The organism is Streptomyces sp. TSRI0281, assembly GCF_001905125.1.
Taxonomy (GTDB): domain Bacteria; phylum Actinomycetota; class Actinomycetes; order Streptomycetales; family Streptomycetaceae; genus Streptomyces.
The window spans coordinates 314,113-334,018 of sequence record NZ_LWLE01000035.1 but is presented as its reverse complement, the minus strand read 5'-3'; the positions used below and the strand labels follow the sequence as shown (position 1 = coordinate 334,018).

The following is a 19,906-nucleotide window of genomic DNA, read 5'->3' as shown; positions in this document are numbered from 1 at the left end:
GGGACGCGGTGGCGTCGGGGTCCGGCGGCGCGCTCAGGTCCCGGCGGCGCTCAGGGTGTGGTGGCCGGGGGTTCGGCGGCGCGCTCAGGGTGTGGTGGCCGGGGTCCGGTGGCGTGCTCAGGGTGGGGTGGCCGGGACCGGTGGCGCTCTCAGGACGCTCAGGACGTGGTGGCCGTCAGGGCCCGCTTGAGGACCTTGCCGGTCGGGCCGAGCGGCAGCCGCTCGGTGAACCGGACGATCCGCGGGTACTTGTGCCGCCCGAGCCGTTCCTTCGACCAGGCGATCAGCTCGTCCCCGGTGACCGGCTCCGCGTCCGGCCGGACCACCACGACCGCGCAGATCTCCTCGCCCCGCGCGTCGTCGGGCACCCCGATCACCGCGACCTCGCCGACCGCGGGATGCCGGACCAGGATCTCCTCGACCTCGCGCGGATAGATGTTGAACCCGCCCCGGATGATCAGGTCCTTCTTCCGGTCCACGATGCTCAGGAAGCCGTCCGCGTCCCGCACCCCGAGGTCCCCGGTGCGGAACCAGCCGTCCACGATCGCCGCCGCCGTCGCCTCCGGGTCGTCCAGATAGCCCGCGAAGACACAGTGGCCGCGCACCACGACCTCGCCGATCTCCCCGTCCGCCAGCAGCCGCACCGACTCGTCCACCGCCGCGTCCGCGATCCCGATCTCCACGCCCCACACCGGATGCCCGACCGTGCCGGGGCGCCGGCCCAGATGCGGCTGGTTGAACGTGGCGGCCGGGGACGTCTCGGTCAGCCCGTACCCCTCCAGGACCTGCGTGGAGAAGGCCGCCTCGAACCGTTCCAGGACCGCCACCGGCAACGCCGCACCGCCCGAGACCGCCGCCCGCAGCGTCAGCCCCCGCGCCGCCTCCCCGCTCAGCGCCGCCGCCTCGACCAGGGCGTGGTACATGGTCGGTACGCCCATGAAGATGCTCACGCTCTCGGCCGCCAGCGCCGTCAGGGCCGCCGCTCCGGTGAAGCGCGGCATCAGGACGAGCGTCGCTCCGGCCCGCAGTGTCGCGTTCATCGCGCACGTCTGGCCGTAGCTGTGGAACAGCGGCAGACAGCCCAGCACCACATCGTCCGGGCCCATGTCCAGGAGGTCCGCGGTGATCACGGACGCGTTCATGACGATGTTGAGATGGGTCAGCCGCGCCCCCTTGGGGCGGCCCGTCGTCCCGCTGGTGTAGAGGATCACCGCGGTGCCGGCGGCCTCGGCGGGCTCGGCGGCGGTCAGCGGTTCACCGTCGGGGGCCCCGTTCAGGGCCCGCACCCCGGCCGCCCGCGCGGCCTCCTCGGCCACCGGCCACAGCGGCCCGGCACTGATCAGCGCCACCGACCGGCTGTGCCGCAGCACGTACGCCACCTCGTCCGCCACGAGCAGCGCGTGCACCGGGACCACCGTCGCCCCGGCGGCCAGCGCCCCGTAGTACGCGTACAGGAAGCCCGCGGAGTTCGGCAGCAGGACCGCCACCCGGTCGCCCGGCCGCACCCCGGCGGCCCGCAGCGCCCCCGCGCAGCGCAGCGACCGCGCCCACAGCTCCGCATAGGTCAGACGCACCTCGCCGTCCACCACGGCGGTGCGGCCGGGATACCGGCGGGCGGACTCGCCCAGGACAGAGGCGACGCTGAGAGACATGGCACGCTCCGGGAAACATGGCGTTAACACGGCTGATGTCCCTCAGAATCAGCCGTGCGTCCGTCTCCGCACAATGTGCAGGTGCCCACCATCCGCCCCGCTCACCTGGGCAGCGGCACCCGCAGCCGTGCGCCGTGTGCGGCATTCGCCTAATCTCCTGGCCATGGCGTCCGCGAAAGTCCCTCAGGGCCCACAGAGCCCACAGAGCCCCCCGAGCTCCCCGACCTCGCAGGGGCCGTTGTCCGGCGGTGGCGAGGACATCGGTCTGCGGCACGATCTGGCCGCCGCCCTGCTGCCGGAGCTCGACGAGCTGACCCGCAGGGTCGTCGACGACATCCACGCGCACAGCGGTACGTACGCGGCGCAGAACCTCGTCAGCCGTGAGGACCTGTGGCGGATCTGCCGCGACAATCTGCTCAGCGCCCTGGAGGACTTCGGCGGACTGCCGCCCACCGGCGGCGACTTCGAGCACGCGGCCCGCGAGACCGGACGGCGCCGCGCCGAGCAGAACCTCCCCCTGGACACCGTCCTCCAGGCGTACCGGCGCGGCGGGCGGGTGATGTGGCAGGTCATGGCGGAGTACCTGCGCGCGGGCACGGGACGCCGGGAGCCGGGGCCCGGACACCGGGAGCCGGGCACGGCGGACCGCCGCGACGTGGAGCTCGATGTGGCGGGCGCCGTCTGGGAGACCATCGACCGGTACTCCCTGGTCATGGCCGAGTCGTACCGGCTCACCCAGCTGGAGATGCAGGGCCGCCAGGACACCCGCCGCGTCGCCCTCTTCGAGGCGCTGCTCGACGGGCGCGGCTCCGATCCGGCCGTCGCCTCGGCGGCCGCCGCCGCACTCGGCGTACCGCTGCACGACCGGTATGTGATCGTGGTCGCCGCCCAGGACCCGGCCGCCCCGCCCAACCCGGCACCCGTACTCGACGAGCACGGCCTCTGGTCCTTCTGGCGGCCGCGCTCGGGGCGGTACGCGGGCATCGTGCGCCTGGCGGCGGGGGAGTCGGGCATGCTGCTGGAGCTGCTGCGCGGGCGGACCGGGGCGACCGCGGGGGTGTCCCCGGAGTTCGACCGGCTCGACGGTGCGGGCCGGGCGCTGCGGCTGGCCGAGCAGACGCTGCGCACGCTGCCTGCCAAGAGCGGCGAGGCGGCGGCGTTCGACGACCGGCTGACGGAGGTCCTGCTCACCGGACGCCACGAGATCGCCGCCCGGATCGTCTCCCGGTACCTCGGCCCCGTACTGGACACGGCGGCCGAACGCGACGCGCTGCTCGACACCTTGCGCATCTGGCTCGACCACGGCTGTTCGGCGGCGCGGGCCGCCGAACTCCTCTACTGCCACCGCAACACGGTCCTCAACCGGATCGGCCGGGTCGCCGAACTCACCGGCAGATCCGCCGAGTCGGGTGAGGACCGGCTGGGGTGGGCACTGGCGCTGCGCGCCCTGCCGCTGTCGGGCACCGGTGACGAACCGGCACCCGACGACGACTACTGGGACGCGGCGCCTACGTGAGGTGGACGAGCCCGTCCGTGGTGACGGTCGGGCGGCCCTTGGTGCCGGCCACCACGATCTTGACGGTGTGCTTCGCGCTGGAGGACCAGGACTTCGTCCAGATCGCGTCGCGGTACTTGGTGCTGGAGGACTTCAGGTCCACCGTGGCCACCTTGACGCCGTCCACATAGACGTACGCGATGCCGGAGGTCGAGGCCCGGGAGACCACCCAGGCGACCGAGCGGCCGGTGAACGTCCAGGTGAGGGCGGCGTTCTTGGTGCCGCTCGCGTACGACTTGCCGCCCAGGTAGTGGGACGAGGACTTCGTCGACCAGCTGCCGGACTTCTTCGCCGAGGACTCCTTGAGGATGACCGGAGTACCGGTGACCGAGGCGCCCGCCGTGTTGCCCGCACGGTCGTACGCCGTCATCCTCCAGGCGGTCGCCACGCCGGACTTCGCGGTGTGCGAGGCGCTGACCGTCGTCGGACCGTACGTCTTCGCCGTGGGCGTGGTGAGCCTGACCTCCTTGAGCGAGGCCGCGTCGGTGGCCTTCCACTTCAGCGTGAGCGGGACGGCGGTGGTGCTCACCGTGCCGGTGCGCAGCGAGAGGCTCGGCCTGGCCGGGAAGGCGGGCGGCGTACGGTCCGCGACGACGGTCGCCGTCGCGGAGAGGCTGGTCCTCCCCGACTGGTGGGTGGCCCGGACCTGGACCTTGTGGCTGCCCGCGGCGAGCGTGGCCCCGGCCGAGGTGACGCTGCCCTTGGTGGTGGCCACGGACTTCCCGTCGACCAGCAGGTCGTACGTGGTGATGAACGCGGCGGGAGTGGAGGCCGCCCAGCCGACAGTGATGTCCGACGTGGTGTAGTAGGTGCTGCCCGAAGCGCTCGCTCCGGTCACCGACTTGATGGTCAGGCCGGTGACGGGGCCCGCGGCGAGGCCGCGGATCGCGGAGAGCTGACCGTAGAGCTTGCCGCCGGGGCACTGGGTGTTGAAGCCGTCCCGGTGGCCGGAGATCCGCTGGAAGGAGTACTTCTTCCCGGCGGTGAACTTCGTACCGGCGTAGTTGTTTCCCGCCGCACCCGCGGTCAGCGGGACCGTACCGGCGGGGTCGCCGCCGTACTGGCCGAGCTTCCACGCGGCGATCCGGGCGACCGAGGCGGTCGCGGCGCTCGCGGCCTTCGTGTCGGTGTACATCCCGATCACGGCGATACCGGCGGTGTCGCGGTTGAAGCCGTAGGTGTGCGCGCCCTGGACCGCCCGGTCCACGCCGCCCTTACGGCCTTCGAAGATCTTTCCGCACGTGTCGACCAGGAAGTTGTAGCCGAGGTCCTTCCAGCCGTTCGACTTCACATGGAAGGCGAGCAGACCGCGCACGATGGCGGGAGAGTCGGCGCAGGAGTAGCTGTTGGTCTGCGCGGTGTGGTGGACGAAGACGGCCTTGACCGAGGACATGTAGTCCGGGGACTCGTTGTTCAGCGACTCGTCCGCGCCCCACCCGGCGCGCGGGACGACCGGCGGCTGCGGCACCGTGGACGGCGGGGCGGGCGGCAGGGTCGCCGACGGCTCGGCGGTCACGGACGGCGGCTGCGACGGAGCCGGGGACGTCAGGATCGGGTCCGGGTCGGAGCTGGGCGTCCGGGGGGTCTCCGTCGTCGCGGAGGGGTCCGGTCCGGTGGTGTCGGCCGGGGACGGATCGGGCGACGGCGGAGTGTCGGGCGTCTGTGTCGGCGCCGGTTCCTCGGTGGCCGTCGGATCTTCGGCGGGCTCCACCGGTGCGGTGTCGGCAGCGACGTACGCGGCCGGTTCGGCGGCCGGGGACGTGCTCCCTCCGGGGTCCACGGTGTCCAGCCGCAGCCCCTTCGGGAGCCCGGCCGACGTGCCGTCCCCGGCGGTGACGCGGACCTCCACGCCGTTGGACGGACCGACCCAGCGGGGTTCGGTGGTGCCCCGGACGCCGGGGCGGCCCGCCTCGGTACGCCCGTCGATCTCCGTGTCGAGCGGCAGCCAGCCGGTCCAGCTGCCCGTGGCGGCGGACCGGGTACGTGCCTCGACCTCGCCCGACACCTTGGCGGCCGGGTCGGTCCAGGTGACGCCGAGCATGCTGAACGGTTCGGTGCTGCGCTGCCGCAGGGAGGCGGAGCCGCCGTCCTCGGACACCTTCAGCGCGGTCTTGCGCACATCGGCCTGCGCGGGAGCGGACTTGGCGTCGGGGTCCTCGCCGGTGGTGGGTGTGCCGGTCACCCCCTGGACGACCAGGACACCCGCCACGGCTGCCGTCGCGACGGCAGCCGTGGCCCATACTCTTCGCTTCGATCTCACGTGATTCCCCGGGGACGTTGGTGAAAGGAGCGGCATTCCAGCAGGTCAGGAGCTGTGTGGGGGAACAGCGGTTCCGTCGGCGCGGCCAGACGGCGACCTGTGGTGGTGCCGGTTTCCACAGTCTTCCATGTGATCGCCTCTGATCTGTCCTGTCCTGTCCCGACCTTTCATGACTCGATCCGATCACCACGGGAAGGGCCCGGGGACTCCCTCGGCGGGAGTCCCCGGGCCCTGTGCACGGCCGGTGCCGCGCTCTGGGGCCTTCAGGCCCTCAGCTCCTCACACCCTCAGCTCCTCACACCCTTGGATCCTCAGGCGGCGAAGTACCGCGACAGCGAGTCCCGCTCGTCCAGCTCCACGAGATCGGGACGGGTGTACCGCTCGGCGCGTGCGTGGTAGTCGAAGTCGCCCCGTACGAGCCCCCGGTAGTCCTGTACGCAGCGTTCCAGCGCGGCCCGGGTGCCTCCGCCGATGTCCGCCGCGTCGATTTCCTCGGCCAGTTCCTTTTCCGCCCGCTGTACCCGCTCGGCAATCCGGGCAAGTTGAATCCCGGCCTCGTCCACGGCCTCCTGGAGGCTGGTTCCCCGGTCCCGCTGGATGAGCCGTACGGCGTTGTGCTCGTAGCCGAGGGCGGCCTCCTTCTCGAACGAGCAGATGTCGTTGCAAAGCCCGGAATGATCGGTCACCGCGTTGCGCAGGGCGATGTAGGCGGGCAGGCTCCGGGCGGAGTCCGGGAGGTCGATTCCGGCGGTGATCTCGTGCAGGCACAGGAAGGGCTGCATGGCCACCGAGTCCCGGCGGTGCTTCACGAAGTCGGCCCGGCTCGGGACCTGTCCGGCGGCCCGCTCGACCGCCTCGGCGTAGTACGTCCACAGCCAGGCGACGGTGTCCCGGCGGAACTGCCGTACCCAGCGCGGCGACCGGTCCCGGCAGGTCCGCTCGCGCAGTCCGTCCAGGGCGTGCTCCATGCGTCCGACCGGTACGGCTCCGTCGAACACGTCGACGAGCCGGGCGATCGCCTCCTCGCACATCCGGGGATCGCGCCCGGCCGGACCGTCGTCGAACTCGTCGTCCACCAGGAACGCCCAGAACAGCCACTGGCAGAAGAGGTCGAGATGGCGCTGGGAGGCCCTGGGGAAAATGAGGGAAATCCAGAGTTCGGGGCGTGTCCGGATCATCTTTTTCCGGGCGGGCGGGGAAAGGAACAGGCCATGGGATTCCGCCCACTCCCAGGCGGCCTTCCTGGTTTCCGCGATGCCCGGATTGCACCCTGTGCTCTCGAACGGCATATGAAACGTCGGTAAAGCGATCTGGCTCATTTGTAGCCCCTCTGCGGAACGGTACGGAAGAACGGTGAGAGCGCGGAATATCTCGTGCTCGCGCATGGGGCCGGTCCGGCGGAGTGCGGACGCCCGGCGCCCACCACTCGTGGCCAAAGGGTCACTGTCCGAGGTGAGGCGGTCATCGCTGTCCTCTTTCCTCCGCCGGGGCCGGGGCATCGGAGCCGGATTCGCGAGCCGATGGGGGCGAACCGCGTCACCATGCGTGACCCCCAGTCAACCCCTTGTGGGTGATTGTGGGAAGCCTATATGTGACCGAAATCGCTTCATCGTCGCGAACGCCTGAACGTCTCTGAGCGGTTGGTGAACTTCCGGGACTCTCCAGGACGCCCGGGACGGGTGAGCCACGAGCCGGTCCGGCGGGCCCGTCGGCTCACCGCTCCGGCGGGCCCCTGACCGGCCGATCACCCGTGTTAGGGTCCTCCGCATGTCTACGTTGTTTGGTTGGTATCGGCGCTTTACGCCGGCTCCGGGTGGAGCCGGTGGTCACATGCGCTGACCACCGACCAATCATCCGGAGCCAGCAGGGCAGAGACGATCCGTCTCTGCCTTTTCGTCGTTGAGGCGGCTGGTAACGGGTGATGCGGACGTAGCACCGCAGGACCGGGACCCTGCCTCGGCACAGAGACAGGATCACCCCATGACCACGCCCACCTCGGGCCCCCTGCGCACCAATGACCTGCGCGTCACCGGATTCCAGCCCCTGATCGCCCCGTCCGTCCTGCTCGGCGACCTGCCGTTGGGCCCCACCCGCGCCGCTCTGGTCCAGGACAGCCGACGCGCCGTCGAGGACGTGCTCACTGGGGCGGACGACCGCCTGCTGCTCGTCGTCGGCCCCTGCTCCGTCCACGACCCGGCCGCCGCCCGGGATTACGCCCGGCGCCTCGCCGCGGCCGTCGCCCCGCTCCACGAGGACCTGTGCGTGGTGATGCGGGTGTACTTCGAGAAGCCCCGTACGACGCTCGGATGGAAGGGGCTCATCAACGACCCCCACCTGGACGGGACGCACGATGTCCAGCACGGGCTGCGGATCGCCCGCCAGGTGCTGCTCGATGTGCTCGACACCGGACTCCCGGTGGGCTGCGAGTTCCTGGAGCCGACCAGCCCGCAGTACATCGCGGACGCGGTGACCTGGGGAGCGATCGGCGCGCGTACGCCGGAGAGCCAGGTGCACCGCCAGCTCGCCTCGGGCCTGTCGATGCCCGTCGGCTTCAAGAACGCGACCGACGGCGCGGTGCAGCCCGCCGTCGACGGATGCCGGGCGGCGGCGGGCGACCATGTCTTCTTCGGCGTGGACGAACAGGGCAACGGCTCCATCGTCTCCACGAGCGGCAACCCCGACTGCCACGTCATCCTGCGCGGCGGGCGCGGCGGCCCCAACTACGGCCCCGAGGACATCCGCGACGCCCTGAAGCTGCTGGCCGGGGCGGGCATGCCCGAGCAACTGGTCATCGACGCAAGCCACGCCAACAGCGGCAAGGACCACCACCGGCAGGCGGAGGTCGTCGGCGAGATCGCCGACCGGATCGCCGGGGGCGAGGAAGGGATCGCCGGGCTGATGGTGGAGAGCTTCCTGCGCGAGGGACGTCAGGAGCCGGGCCCCCTCGACACGCTCACCTACGGGCAGAGCGTGACGGACGCCTGCATCGGATGGGAGCGGACGGAGGAACTGCTGGGCGAGCTGGCGTCGGCGGTGCGCCGGCGCCGGGCGGCACGGCGCACGTCCGCCGCATAGGACCCGGCCGGGCGTGCGGGGCCGGGCCGCCGGCTCGCCGAGCGGTCACAGGGTGACGGGCAGGGCCCGGAACCCGTTCGAGATGAACGACTCCATGGGCACCAGGTCCCGCGGTTCCCCGGCGAGCGCCAGGCCGGGGAACCGTGCGAAGAGGGCCGGCAGGGCGATCCGCGCTTCGAGGCGGGCGAGGGGCGCGCCCAGGCACATGTGCACGCCGTGGCCGAACGCCAGATGCCCGTGGGCGGGCCGGGTGATGTCGAAGTCGTCGGCGTCGTCGCCGTGCTGATCCGGGTCCCGGCCCGCCGCCGCGTAGGCGGGGAGGATCGCCTCGCCCCTGGCGATCGTCCGGCCGTCGGGGAGCGGGATGTCGTCCACGGCGAAGCGCAGGGGCAGGCTGGCCACGCTCGGGGCCCAGCGCAGGGTCTCCTCGACCACATCGCTCCAGGACGCCTCGCCCGCGGTGACGAGACGGAGCTGCTCGGGATGGCTGAGCAGGGCGTGCACGGCGTTGCCGATGAGATTCACGGTGGTCTCGAACCCGGCGGAGATCACCAGCCACAGGGTGTGCAGCAGTTCCTCCTCGCTCAGCCGGGCCCCGTCCTCGTCCCGGGCGGCGATCAGCACACTGGTCATGTCGTCGCCGGGATCGGGGCGCTTGAGCGCGACCAGTTCGGTCAGCACCTCCTGGATCTCCCGCCAGGTGGACGCGGCCTCCTCCGGACCGATGTCGGTCTCGAAGATGCGGGCGATGACCGCCGCGGTACGAGGCCGGAGCTGCTCGGGAATCCCGAACAGACTGCACATGACCTGCATCGGCAGCGGGTGCGCGTACCCGGCGCGCAGATCGATCCCCCGGCCGGCCGGGACCGTCTCCAGGGTGTCCAGAAGCCGGCCGGCGATGCTCTCGATCTCACCGGAGAGGGCCTCGGTGCGACGGGCGGTGAACGCGGGCGCGACGAGTTTGCGCAGCCTGCGGTGATCCTCCCCGTACGCCGTGAACATGTTGACCACGCCGAGCCAGGTGTGCAGCCAGGAGTCCGGGGTGATCTCCCCGCGCTGCCAGGTGGGCCAGTGGGTACGCGGGTCCTTGCTCACCCGGTCGTCGGTGAGCAGCTGCTTGAGCAGCGAGTGATGGGTGACGGCCCACGCGGTGATGCCGCCGGGCAGCGTCACGAGGGTGGCGGCTCCGGCCTTGCGGAGCCGTGCGCCCTCGGTGGGGATATCGCTGCCTGCCGGGTCGATGGGGAAGGGCACATCCACGGAGTGGCTCCTGTCCCGGTCGTGGGGGGACCGGCGAAGGGAAGACGGGGAAGGGGAGGGCTGGACGCCCGTCGATGACGGAGCGTCAATGATCAGGCTACTGATCGGCTGCCCGTCCGGCCGTGCCCGCCGGTGCATAGAGCACGATGGAAGAAGTGCCCCACCGCGGGCGAGACCGCGGTGAGCGGGGCGTAACGGAGGGGAGCGGAGGGGCATGGGGCCGGGGTGCTCCCCGCACCGGCGGCCGGTACGGGGCGTCGTCCCCGACGCCGGACGTACCCGGTCCCCGACGCGGCGGCGGACGCCGTCATGCCGATGAGCGGCACCGGAGCGGGAAAGGGCGGCGCGCCCCGGCCCTTCGACGGGCCGCGGGCGCCGGGGAGCCGGGGAACCGCCGAAGCCCGTCGCCCGGCGTCCGGGCCGGCCGCCGGGCGTATGCGGAACCGGCGGCCGACGGACAGCCCCGGACGGACGGAGCACGGCTTCCCCACGGCCGCGCCCACGCTCGTGGACCCGGTGGCCCGGAACGGGGGTGACGGACAGTCAGGGCCGAGGGTCGGCGGAACGTCGCGGCGACGGCCTACGGCGCGTCCCCTAGCACTCGATGATGTTCACCGCGAGCCCGCCGCTGTTCAAGGCTCCCCGCGCAGCGCTCCGATCCGCACAAGGGATGGACCGAGGTGCGGCCTCGCCGGGTCACACCTTGACGATGCGGACGCCGGGGCGGCACAGCACGAGGAGGTCCTCGGGGTCCGACGTCAGCACGGTCACGGGGGCGGGCGAGGCGAGTGCTGTGGCGGCCACGATGGCGTCGAGGGCGTACTTGTGGCCGTGCAGGCCGGCAGTGGCGAGGAGCTTGCTGGCATGGCGGGCGATGGCTTCGGTGGGCGGGATGATGTTCACGCGGGAGACGGCATGGTCGAAGCGGGCCTGGTTGACCTTGGGGTCGCGTGCCTCGACCAGCGTGACGGAGCTGGTGACCACGCGGATGTCCTCGTCCTCGGCCGCGGCCAGCCACTCCGTGACTTCAGGGGAGCGCCGTACGAGTTTGGACAATCCCTCACAGTCCAGGACGAGCGTCCCACTCACGCTGCGTCCGCCGAGTCGGCCACGTCACCGCGGAGGATCGCTCGCTTGGCCTCGACCGCTACCTGGTCCACCGGGCCGTGTTCGGCTTCAGCGTCTTCGATGAGTTCGCGCAGCAGGTCCCGCTCTAGCTGGCGCTGGATGAGAGCTTCGACGTAGGCGGACATGCCGCGTTTGCCGGTACGTGCCTTGAGGGCGGCGATCGTGCCTTCGTGGAGGGAGACGGAGACCGGACGGATGGGGCCTTCGCCGGGAGCGGAGGAGGTGACCATGAACCTACTTTAACAAAACTCTTGTTACTGAGTTATCGCCATCCGTGCCCGGTCCCCGGCGCAGATATCGCCTGCAGAACTGTTCGAACGGTGCCAGGGAGAGGGGCTGACGTCGAGCAGATGCGATGCCCCCTGGTCGGACGTTGATCCACGAAGGATTTCCCAGACTTTTCAGGGACTTTCACGCCTGTCCCAGGGGCGATCCAGGGACTTTCCGCCGTGAAGGCAGGGAAGGCCCTGACAGCGCTGAAAGACAGAAAAGCGCTGGTCAGGGCCTATGTCATCAGCACTCGATGATGTTCACCGCGAGCCCGCCGCGTGCGGTCTCCTTGTACTTGACGCTCATGTCGGCGCCCGTCTCCTTCATGGTCTTGATGACCTTGTCGAGGGAGACCTTGTGGCTGCCGTCGCCGCGCAGCGCCATCTTCGCCGCGGTGACCGCCTTGACCGCGGCCATGCCGTTGCGCTCGATGCACGGGATCTGGACGAGGCCGCCGACCGGGTCGCAGGTCAGACCCAGGTTGTGTTCCATGCCGATCTCGGCGGCGTTCTCGACCTGCTCGGGGGAGCCGCCGAGGACCTCGGCCAGCGCGCCCGCGGCCATGGAACAGGCGGAGCCGACCTCGCCCTGGCAGCCGACCTCGGCGCCGGAGATGGAGGCGTTCTCCTTGAAGAGCATGCCGATGGCTCCGGCGGCGAGCAGGAAGCGCACGACGCTGTCTTCCTTCTCGGCCTCGGTGCATCCGCCGGCCGCGAAGTTCATGTAGTAGTGCAGAACGGCGGGGATGATGCCCGCCGCGCCGTTGGTGGGGGCCGTCACCACGCGCCCGCCCGCCGCGTTCTCCTCGTTGACCGCCATCGCGTAGAGGGTGATCCACTCCATCGCGTGGGCCTGCGAGTCGCCCTCGGCGCGCAGCTGGCGGGCCGAGTTCGCGGCGCGGCGGCGGACCTTCAGGCCGCCGGGCAGGATGCCCTCACGGGACATGCCGCGCGAGACGCACGCCTGCATGACGCGCCAGATGTCCAGCAGACCGGAGCGGATCTCGTCCTCGGAGCGCCAGGCCCGCTCGTTCTCCAGCATCAGGGAGGAGATGGACAGGCCGGTGTCCCTGGAGAGCCGCAGCAGTTCGTCGCCGGTGCGGAAGGGGTGCTTGAGCACGGTGTCGTCCAGGACGATGCGGTCCTCGCCCACCGCGTCGTCGTCCACGACGAAGCCGCCGCCGACCGAGTAGTACGTCTTCTCCAGGACCAGGGCGCCCTCGTGGTCGTACGCGAAGATCGTCATGCCGTTGGCGTGGTACGGCAGGGCCTTGCGGCGGTGCAGGACCAGCTGCTCGTCGGCGTCGAAGGGGATCTCGTGCATGCCGAGCAGATTGATCCGGCCGGTGGCGCGGATCTGCTCGACGCGGGCGTCGGCGCCCTCCACGTCGACGGTGCGGGGCGACTCGCCCTCCAGGCCGAGCAGCACGGCCTTGGGCGTGCCGTGGCCGTGGCCGGTCGCGCCGAGGGAGCCGTACAGCTCCGCCCGTATCGAAGCGGTGTGGGCCAGCAGGCCCTCGTTCTTCAGGCGGCGCGCGAACATCCGGGCGGCCCGCATGGGGCCCACCGTGTGGGAGCTGGACGGGCCGATGCCGACCGAGAACAGGTCGAAGACCGAAATGGCCACGGGATGACTCCTAAGGGTTGGTGGACGCCGTTGTCCGCCGGGTGGTGCGGTACGGGCCGGGGGCCCGAAGAGCGAGGACAAGGGTGGGGGCACCGCGCTCACTGTCCAGTGTGCGCGGTGCCCCGCCCGAAACGTGATGACTGGTGCCGGACTACTTCAGACCGGGGTACAGCGGGAACTTCTCGGCGAGTGCGGTGACGCGCGCCTTGAGGTCCGCGGCGTCGTACGACGGCTTCAGGGCGGCGGCGATGATCTCCGCCACCTCGGTGAAGTCCTCGTCGCGGAAACCGCGGGTCGCCAGGGCCGGCGTACCGATCCGCAGGCCCGAGGTGACCATCGGAGGCCGCGGGTCGTTCGGGACGGCGTTCCGGTTGACCGTGATGCCGACCTCGTGGAGACGGTCCTCGGCCTGCTGGCCGTCCAGCTCGGAGTCGCGCAGGTCGACGAGGACCAGGTGCACGTCCGTGCCGCCGGACAGGACGGAGACACCGACCTCGGTGACGTCCGGCCGCACCAGACGCTCGGCGAGGATGCGGGCGCCGTCCAGGGTGCGCTGCTGGCGCTCCTTGAACTCCTCGCCCGCCGCGATCTTGAACGAGACCGCCTTGGCCGCGATCACGTGCTCCAGCGGGCCACCCTGCTGACCGGGGAAGACCGCCGAGTTGATCTTCTTGGCGAGCTCCTGCGTCGACAGGATGACGCCACCGCGCGGACCGCCGAGGGTCTTGTGCGTGGTGGTCGTGACGACGTGGGCGTGCGGCACCGGGTTGGGGTGCAGACCCGCGGCCACCAGGCCGGCGAAGTGCGCCATGTCGACCATGAGGTACGCGCCGACCTCGTCCGCGATGCGGCGGAAGGCGGCGAAGTCGAGCTGACGGGGGTAGGCGGACCAGCCCGCGACGATCAGCTTCGGCTTGGACTCCTTGGCCAGGCGCTCGACCTCGGCCATGTCCACGGTGCCGGTGTCGTCGACGTGGTACGGGATCACGTTGTAGAGCTTGCCGGAGAAGTTGATCTTCATGCCGTGGGTCAGGTGACCGCCGTGGGCCAGGCTCAGGCCCATGATCGTGTCGCCCGGCTTCAGCAGCGCGAACATCGCGGCGGCGTTCGCCTGCGCACCGGAGTGCGGCTGGACGTTCGCGGCCTCGGCGCCGAACAGGGCCTTGATCCGGTCGATCGCGATCTGCTCGACCACATCGACGTGCTCACAGCCACCGTAGTAGCGGCGGCCGGGGTAGCCCTCGGCGTACTTGTTGGTGAGAACGGAGCCCTGGGCCTCCATGACGGCGACCGGAGCGAAGTTCTCCGACGCGATCATTTCGAGGGTGGACTGCTGACGGTGGAGCTCGGCGTCGACGGCGGCGGCGACGTCCGGGTCCAGCTCGTGGAGGGAGGAGTTGAGAAGCGACATCAGGGGTTCCCTAGGGTCTCAGTTGCCGGAGAACGCGGTGTACTCGTCTGCGGAGAGCAGGTCGCCCGGCTCCTTGGCCACACGTACCTTGAACAGCCAGCCGCCCTCGAAGGGAGCGGAGTTCACCAGCGACGGGTCGTCCACGACGTCCTGGTTCGCCGCGACGATCTCACCCGTGACCGGGGAGTACAGGTCGCTGACCGACTTGGTCGACTCCAGCTCACCGCAGGTCTCGCCCGCGGTCACGGTGTCGCCGACATCGGGGAGCTGGGCGTAGACGACGTCACCGAGCGCGTTGGCCGCGTACTCGGTGATACCGATCGTGGCCACGCCGTCCTCGACGGCCGACAGCCACTCGTGCTCCTTGCTGTACCGCAGCTGATGGGGGTTGCTCATGACCTGAATTCTCCTGTACGCGGGGGAGTGCTGATGAACGGTGGTCTTACGGTGTGAGACGGGAATGCGTCACTTCCGGGGCGGTGGAATGCCCCGGATGTCACTTCTCGCGCTTGTAGAAGGGCAGCGCGACGACCTCGTAGGGCTCGTGCGTGCCCCGGATGTCCACGCCGACGCCCCCGGTGCCGGGCGTGGCGAAGGCCGCGTCCACGTACGCCATGGCGATCGGCTTGCCCAGGGTGGGCGACGGGGCGCCGGAGGTGACCTCGCCGATCACCTGGCCGTCGGCGACGACCGCGAAACCGGCGCGGGGGACCCGGCGGCCCTCGGCGATCAGGCCGACGAGCTTGCGCGGCGGGGCGGTCCCGGCGCGCTCCGCGGCGGCCGTGAGAGCCTCGCGCCCGACGAAGTCGCCCTCCTTCTCGAACTTCACGACCCGGCCCAGACCCGCGTCGAACGGGGTCAGCGCGGTCGTCAGCTCGTGCCCGTACAGCGGCATGCCCGCCTCCAGGCGCAGCGTGTCGCGGCAGGAGAGCCCGCAGGGGATCAGGCCGTGCGGGGCGCCGGCCTCGGTGAGCGCCCGCCACAGCTGCTCGGCGTGCTCGGGGGCGACGAACAGTTCGAAGCCGTCCTCGCCGGTGTAGCCCGTACGGGCGATGAGCGCGGGCACCCCGGCGACCGTGCCGGGCAGACCCGCGTAGTACTTCAGGCCATCCAGGTCGGCGTCCGTGACGGCCTTCATGATGGCGGGCGACTGCGGGCCCTGGACGGCGAGCAGCGCGTACGCGTCCCGGTCGTCGCGCACCTCGGCGTCGAAGCCGGCCACCCGGTCCCGCAGCGCGTCCAGCACGATCTGGGCGTTGCCCGCGTTGGCGACGACCATGTACTCGCTCTCGCCCAGGCGGTAGACGATCAGGTCGTCCAGGATGCCGCCGTCGCTCCCGACGATCATCGTGTAGCGGGCGCGGCCGGTGCCGACGGTCGCGATGTTGCCGACCAGCGCGAAGCTCAGGAAGGCGGCGGCCTGCGGCCCGGTGACCGTGATCTCGCCCATGTGCGACAGGTCGAAGAGACCGGCCCGGGTGCGTACGGCGTTGTGCTCGTCGCGCTCACTGGCGTACCGCAGCGGCATGTCCCAGCCCGCGAAGTCGGTCATGGTCGCGCCCAGCGAACGGTGCAGGGCGTCGAGGGCTGTGTAACGGGGGGCATTGCTCATGGATTCGGCTCCAGGGCATGACGACAGAGGACGATCCCTCCCCATCTGTCATCGGAACCTGAGAGGTTCGCCGAAAGGCCCTGAAGGGGTCAGCCCTCGCCGGGTTCGGCTTGCACCTTGGGTGGAGCCGCCGGGCGGCTCGCTTTTCAGATCTGCCTCATCCACGCGGTACGGGGCCTGAGAGATTCAAGGGAGGAACTTGCTCCTTCGGCGCCCGGCACACACAGTGGCCGGAACTCTCCCGCGCGGATTCAAACGGCCGGTATGCAGTTGGCGGGGTCATCATCGCATGTCGTGCGGGAGAGTGGGGCGTCCGGCCCCCACCGACTTGGTCGGCGGGCCCAGTTGTGCCGCATTACCTTTTCTTTACACTTCTTGGGCAGGTGTGGGTGACCCGACAGGGGGAGGGCGATGACGTTGCAGCGGTACGCGACGACCGCGGGGGTCGCGCACGGCGCGATGCCCGCGCAGCCGGGCGCACCCGCCCGGGAAATGCTGGGCACACACGCGCCGGTGGTGCGTGATCTGCGGGACCGGGCCGGGCGAAGCCCGCACAGCCTGGACTTCGGGGAGGGTGATCTGGTGGTGGTCTCCGGGCTGCCCGGCAGCGGAAAGTCGACACTGATCAAGCGGGCCGTGACGGACCGCGCCATCGATTCCCAGGACACCCGGGACACCTGGGCCGGTGCGCTGCCCCGCTTACTCCCGTACGCCCTCTACCGCCCGCTGGTCCGGGCGGCCCACTATCTCGGGCTGTGGCGGGCGCTGCGCTCCGGCGCGTCGGTGGTCGTGCACGACTGCGGTACGCAGGCGTGGGTACGTCGCTGGCTCGCCCGGCACGCCAGGCGCCGGGGCCGCATCCTCCACCTCGTCCTGCTCGATGTCACGCCCGAAGTGGCGCGCGAAGGACAGCGCGAGCGCGGCCGGGGCGTCTCCGGCTACGCCTTCGCCCGGCACCGGCGCTCGGTCGGGCGGCTGCTGCACGACACGGAGCTGGGCCTGCTGCCCCCCGGGTGTGCCTCGGCCGTGCTGCTGGACCGTGAGGCGGCCGGGGTGCTCGGCCGGATCTCGTTCGCGGACGGGTAGGGGCGGAGGGGCGCACAAGCGCATGTCGCGTGCGGGGGCGGACGGGCGGAAGCGGACGTTCCGGGGTGGACGGGCCGGAGCACACGTGCGGAAGCAGATGTTCCGGAACGGAGGCGCACGGCCCGTTCGCGGACGCACAGCCCTCGGCCGCCCGGTCGTCCGTCCGGCAGCTGGACGGACGGCCTCCCGGGGAGGCTAGGGTTTCCGCCGGAACGCACGGTCGAGAGAGGGACACCGAGCCAGTGGACATTCCGGTACCGGCCCAGACACATCCGCAGCAGGGATGGCCGGCCAACGAGCTCGAAGAGGTGCTCGTCGCCTCGATCGGCGTCCCGGAGGCGGGCGGGCGGCTCGTCGAGGTGCTCGGGCGCAGCCCCGTCTGGGTGCCCCTGCCCAACGGCGGCAGCCCCGAGAGCGCCGATCTCGACCTGCCGATGATGGAGATCGAGGGCGTCGCCTACGTCCCCGTGTTCAGCTCCGAGGCGCAGTTCCTGGCCTGCGTCGGCACCCAGATGTCCTTCACCGTGGCCCCCGCCCGCGACTTCGCCCGCGGTCTGCCCCCGCAGGTCGGCATAGCCGTGAACCCCGGCGGCGCCGTCGGTCTGCCGTTGCCGCCGCCCGCCGTCGCCGAGCTCTGCCGGGCCGGCCGCACACCGCTGGACGGACCCTCCACCGGAGGCCGGGTCCGGCTGTTCGAGCCGGACTGGCAGCAGGAACCGGTCGATTTCCTCGCCGCGGTCTCCGATGAGTTCCAGGAGAGCGGCGTCGTGAGCACCGCCCGCCGGGCACTCGCCAGCATCGAGGGCGGCGACCCCGTCCTCTTCGTCGGCGTCGAGTTCGCCACCTGGGACGGCGCCGGACAGAGCGCCCCGATGGACGCGCTGGGCCGGGCCCTGGGCCGGGTCCAGGTGCCGTGGCCGGTCAACCTGGTCCTGCTCGATGTCGCCCAGGACCTCGTCGGCGACTGGATGCGGGAGAAGGTCCGGCCGTTCTACCGGCGCGAAGGGTACTGACAACCGGCGCGCAGGGCACCGAAGGCGCCGGTGGCGGGGTCAACCGCCGTTGCCGGGTGGCGGACGCCGACCCATGGCGTCAAGTCGGTGTCAGGATCGGCGCATAAGCTGGTTTGATGGCGGGGTCGCTTCCGTGTGCCCGGGAGCGGCGGCGCGACACAGCGGATCGACGAGGGGCGGAACCCAGGGTGAGTGCGTCAGGCACTGCGGCGGCCGGACAGGTCGAGCACATGCTGCGCCAGGTGACACCCGGGCGCTACGACGCCTATGAGGCGCTGCTGGCGGCCCTCGCCGACGGCCGGATCTGGATGCTCCTCTGGCACGGCACGGCCGGTTCGCCGGACGCCCAGTACGGGAACATGGAGATCGACGGCCTCGGATACGCGCCGTGCGTGACCTCCGCCCAGGAGCTCTCCGCCAGCGGCTGGAACCGGGCCCACGAGCTCGTCACCGGCCGCGACATCGCCCGCGCGCTGTTCCCCGACCGCTGGGGCATCTGGCTCAACCCGCACGCCCCGGGCGGCGGTGTCGGGATCCCCTGGCTGGACCTGCGCCGCATCGCCACCGGCCTCGACCGGCTCCCCGCGGGTCCGCTGCGGCTCTCCGAGCCCGCCGTCGAGATCCCCCAGTTCTACGCACTGCTCACGCAGAACGCCCACCGCACCCCGGCGGTCCGCTCGCTGCGCCGCGCCTGGGTGCACCCCGCCATCGGTGTCCCGTACCTCGCGATCGGCCTCGACCTCTACGACACGGGCCGCGCGTCCGTCGACGCGGTCCGCGAGATGATGCGGCAGTCGATCGGGGCGGTCCCCGACGGGCTGCCCGTCTCCACCGTCGCCATGTCCGACGAGTACGACCCGGTCGCGATGTGGCTGCGCGCCAACTCCCGTCCGTTCTACGACCGCGAGGCGCACGCCCCGGCAGGCCCGCCGCCCGCGGCCGTGCCCGGTTACGGATACCCGTCGGCCACGGGCCCGGCCCCCCGCGCGTACTGACCGGACGCCGTCCGGCACATCCCGCCCGGTCCGCGACGCCCGGCACGCGCGACCGCGGCGCTGCTGCCGCGGCCGGCGGACACCCTCGCGCGTGCCCGCCGCCCTGCCCCGTATGTCCACCCAAATAGCCACCCAATCAACCTGGTTGGGCGGCATGTCCGTTCTGGTGGACTAGTGGCCGAGACCTCCGCTCAGAAGATCAAGGCGTCCGGATAACGGAAGCCCTCTGACCGCATCACGTTTGAGCAAACATTCCCCTTCAGGGCTGGCGGGTGATCGCAAAGTCGCTGAAGACTCCACGCAGCAGGTGGTCCCGGCCTGGCGCGCGCTGCTCTGAACAGACGCTCACAGCAGTGGGTTCCGCCGCAACGTGACCACATGCGTGACGTTTTGTACGAGCCGCTACAGCGGCGGTCATGGGCCGGCCACCGTCGGCCGAGAGGGGTCTCCAGCGTAATGACGGCACCTATCGAGACCACCGGGGCGGATGCGAAGCCCGAAGCGGTGCTGGAAGGCGCCGGGCGCAAGCAGATCGAAGGCCGGTCGCTCGGCCGGATCGCCTGGACCCGCTTCAAGCGGGACAAGGTGGCCATGGCCGGTGGCATCGTCGTGGTGCTGCTCGTCCTCGTCGCCGTCCTGTCCAAGCCGCTCCAGTCCCTCCTCGGACTCGATCCCAACGCGTTCAACCAGGATCTGGTCGACCCCACGCTGCTGGCGCCCAAGGGCAGCTTCGGCGGCATCAGTTGGGACCACCCCCTCGGTGTCGAGCCGCAGACCGGCCGCGACATCCTGGCCCGGATCATCGAGGGCTCCTGGGTCTCGCTGGTGGTCGCCGCCGGGTCCACGCTCCTGTCCGTCGTCATCGGCGTCGTGATGGGTGTCGTGGCGGGCTTCTACGGCGGCTGGGTGGACAGCTTCATCAGCCGGCTGATGGACACCTTCCTGGCGTTCCCGCTGCTGCTC

At 71.2% G+C, this 19,906-nt stretch carries 15 protein-coding genes, 1 pseudogene and 1 riboswitch; of the genes and pseudogenes, 6 read left to right on the top strand and 10 right to left on the bottom strand.

Annotated elements, in window-relative coordinates; genetic code table 11:
* Positions 1 to 158 precede the first annotated feature (158 nt).
* Positions 159 to 1,652, bottom strand: coding sequence for a long-chain-fatty-acid--CoA ligase (locus tag A6A29_RS36120; RefSeq protein WP_073727091.1), 1,494 nt, complete (start codon positions 1,650 to 1,652; stop codon positions 159 to 161).
* A gap of 163 nt (positions 1,653 to 1,815) precedes the next feature.
* Here A6A29_RS36120 and A6A29_RS36115 point away from each other — a divergent pair, with 163 nt between their 5' ends.
* On the top strand, positions 1,816 to 3,168 hold the full coding sequence (locus tag A6A29_RS36115; RefSeq protein ID WP_079183164.1) for a PucR family transcriptional regulator: 1,353 nt from the start codon (positions 1,816 to 1,818) through the stop codon (positions 3,166 to 3,168).
* On the opposite strand, the gene A6A29_RS36110 is transcribed toward A6A29_RS36115, so the two are convergent.
* Positions 3,161 to 5,467: an N-acetylmuramoyl-L-alanine amidase gene (locus A6A29_RS36110; protein WP_073727089.1), complete on the bottom strand. Its 2,307-nt coding sequence runs from the start codon at positions 5,465 to 5,467 to the stop codon at positions 3,161 to 3,163. The genes A6A29_RS36115 and A6A29_RS36110 overlap by 8 nt on opposite strands.
* A 311-nt stretch (positions 5,468 to 5,778) precedes the next feature.
* Complete coding sequence (locus tag A6A29_RS36105; RefSeq protein WP_443333368.1) at positions 5,779 to 6,645, bottom strand: terpene synthase family protein; 867 nt, start codon at positions 6,643 to 6,645, stop codon at positions 5,779 to 5,781.
* Between the two features lie 802 nt (positions 6,646 to 7,447).
* Between A6A29_RS36105 and A6A29_RS36100 the strand changes: the two genes are divergently transcribed.
* Complete coding sequence (locus tag A6A29_RS36100) at positions 7,448 to 8,542, top strand: 3-deoxy-7-phosphoheptulonate synthase (protein WP_073727085.1); 1,095 nt, start codon at positions 7,448 to 7,450, stop codon at positions 8,540 to 8,542.
* A 45-nt stretch (positions 8,543 to 8,587) separates the two neighbouring features.
* Here the strand turns inward: A6A29_RS36100 and A6A29_RS36095 are convergent, their stop codons facing one another.
* The 7 genes from A6A29_RS36095 to gcvT form a co-directional block, all read right to left on the bottom strand.
* The gene (locus A6A29_RS36095) at positions 8,588 to 9,802 is read right to left on the bottom strand and encodes a cytochrome P450 family protein (protein WP_073727083.1); all 1,215 of its coding nucleotides are present in this window, start codon (positions 9,800 to 9,802) and stop codon (positions 8,588 to 8,590) included.
* 696 nt (positions 9,803 to 10,498) lie between these two features.
* The gene (locus tag A6A29_RS36090; protein ID WP_073727081.1) at positions 10,499 to 10,891 is read right to left on the bottom strand and encodes a type II toxin-antitoxin system VapC family toxin; all 393 of its coding nucleotides are present in this window, start codon (positions 10,889 to 10,891) and stop codon (positions 10,499 to 10,501) included.
* Positions 10,888 to 11,160 carry a hypothetical protein gene (locus A6A29_RS36085; RefSeq protein ID WP_073727080.1) on the bottom strand — a complete coding sequence of 91 codons (273 nt, stop codon included), beginning with the start codon at positions 11,158 to 11,160 and terminating at the stop codon, positions 10,888 to 10,890. Before A6A29_RS36085 ends, A6A29_RS36090 begins: the two co-directional genes overlap by 4 nt.
* Before the next feature lie 283 nt (positions 11,161 to 11,443).
* On the bottom strand, positions 11,444 to 12,826 hold the full coding sequence (locus A6A29_RS36080; protein WP_073727079.1) for an L-serine ammonia-lyase: 1,383 nt from the start codon (positions 12,824 to 12,826) through the stop codon (positions 11,444 to 11,446).
* Positions 12,827 to 12,977: 151 nt separating this feature from the next.
* Positions 12,978 to 14,237: a serine hydroxymethyltransferase gene (gene glyA, locus A6A29_RS36075; protein WP_073727078.1), complete on the bottom strand. Its 1,260-nt coding sequence runs from the start codon at positions 14,235 to 14,237 to the stop codon at positions 12,978 to 12,980.
* Between the two features lie 18 nt (positions 14,238 to 14,255).
* Entirely contained in the window at positions 14,256 to 14,633 is a 378-nt protein-coding gene (gcvH, locus tag A6A29_RS36070) for a glycine cleavage system protein GcvH (RefSeq protein WP_073727077.1), read from the bottom strand.
* Positions 14,634 to 14,733: 100 nt separating this feature from the next.
* A complete protein-coding gene (gene gcvT, locus A6A29_RS36065) occupies positions 14,734 to 15,849 on the bottom strand; it encodes a glycine cleavage system aminomethyltransferase GcvT (protein ID WP_073727076.1) in 1,116 nt (371 codons plus the stop codon).
* A 156-nt stretch (positions 15,850 to 16,005) separates the two neighbouring features.
* A riboswitch (glycine riboswitch) is annotated at positions 16,006 to 16,103 on the bottom strand.
* Positions 16,104 to 16,260: 157 nt separating this feature from the next.
* On the opposite strand from gcvT, the gene A6A29_RS36060 reads away from it, so the two are divergent.
* The 4 genes and pseudogenes from A6A29_RS36060 to A6A29_RS47230 all read left to right on the top strand — a co-directional run.
* Complete coding sequence (locus tag A6A29_RS36060; protein ID WP_073727075.1) at positions 16,261 to 16,935, top strand: AAA family ATPase; 675 nt, start codon at positions 16,261 to 16,263, stop codon at positions 16,933 to 16,935.
* Between the two features lie 242 nt (positions 16,936 to 17,177).
* Positions 17,178 to 17,948, top strand: a complete 771-nt coding sequence (locus tag A6A29_RS36055) for an enhanced serine sensitivity protein SseB (RefSeq protein ID WP_073727074.1) — start codon at positions 17,178 to 17,180, stop codon at positions 17,946 to 17,948.
* 230 nt (positions 17,949 to 18,178) lie between these two features.
* Positions 18,179 to 18,943: an enhanced serine sensitivity protein SseB C-terminal domain-containing protein gene (locus tag A6A29_RS36050; RefSeq protein WP_073727073.1), complete on the top strand. Its 765-nt coding sequence runs from the start codon at positions 18,179 to 18,181 to the stop codon at positions 18,941 to 18,943.
* 456 nt (positions 18,944 to 19,399) lie between these two features.
* A pseudogene (locus A6A29_RS47230) lies at positions 19,400 to 19,906 on the top strand (ABC transporter permease); the annotation flags it as partial.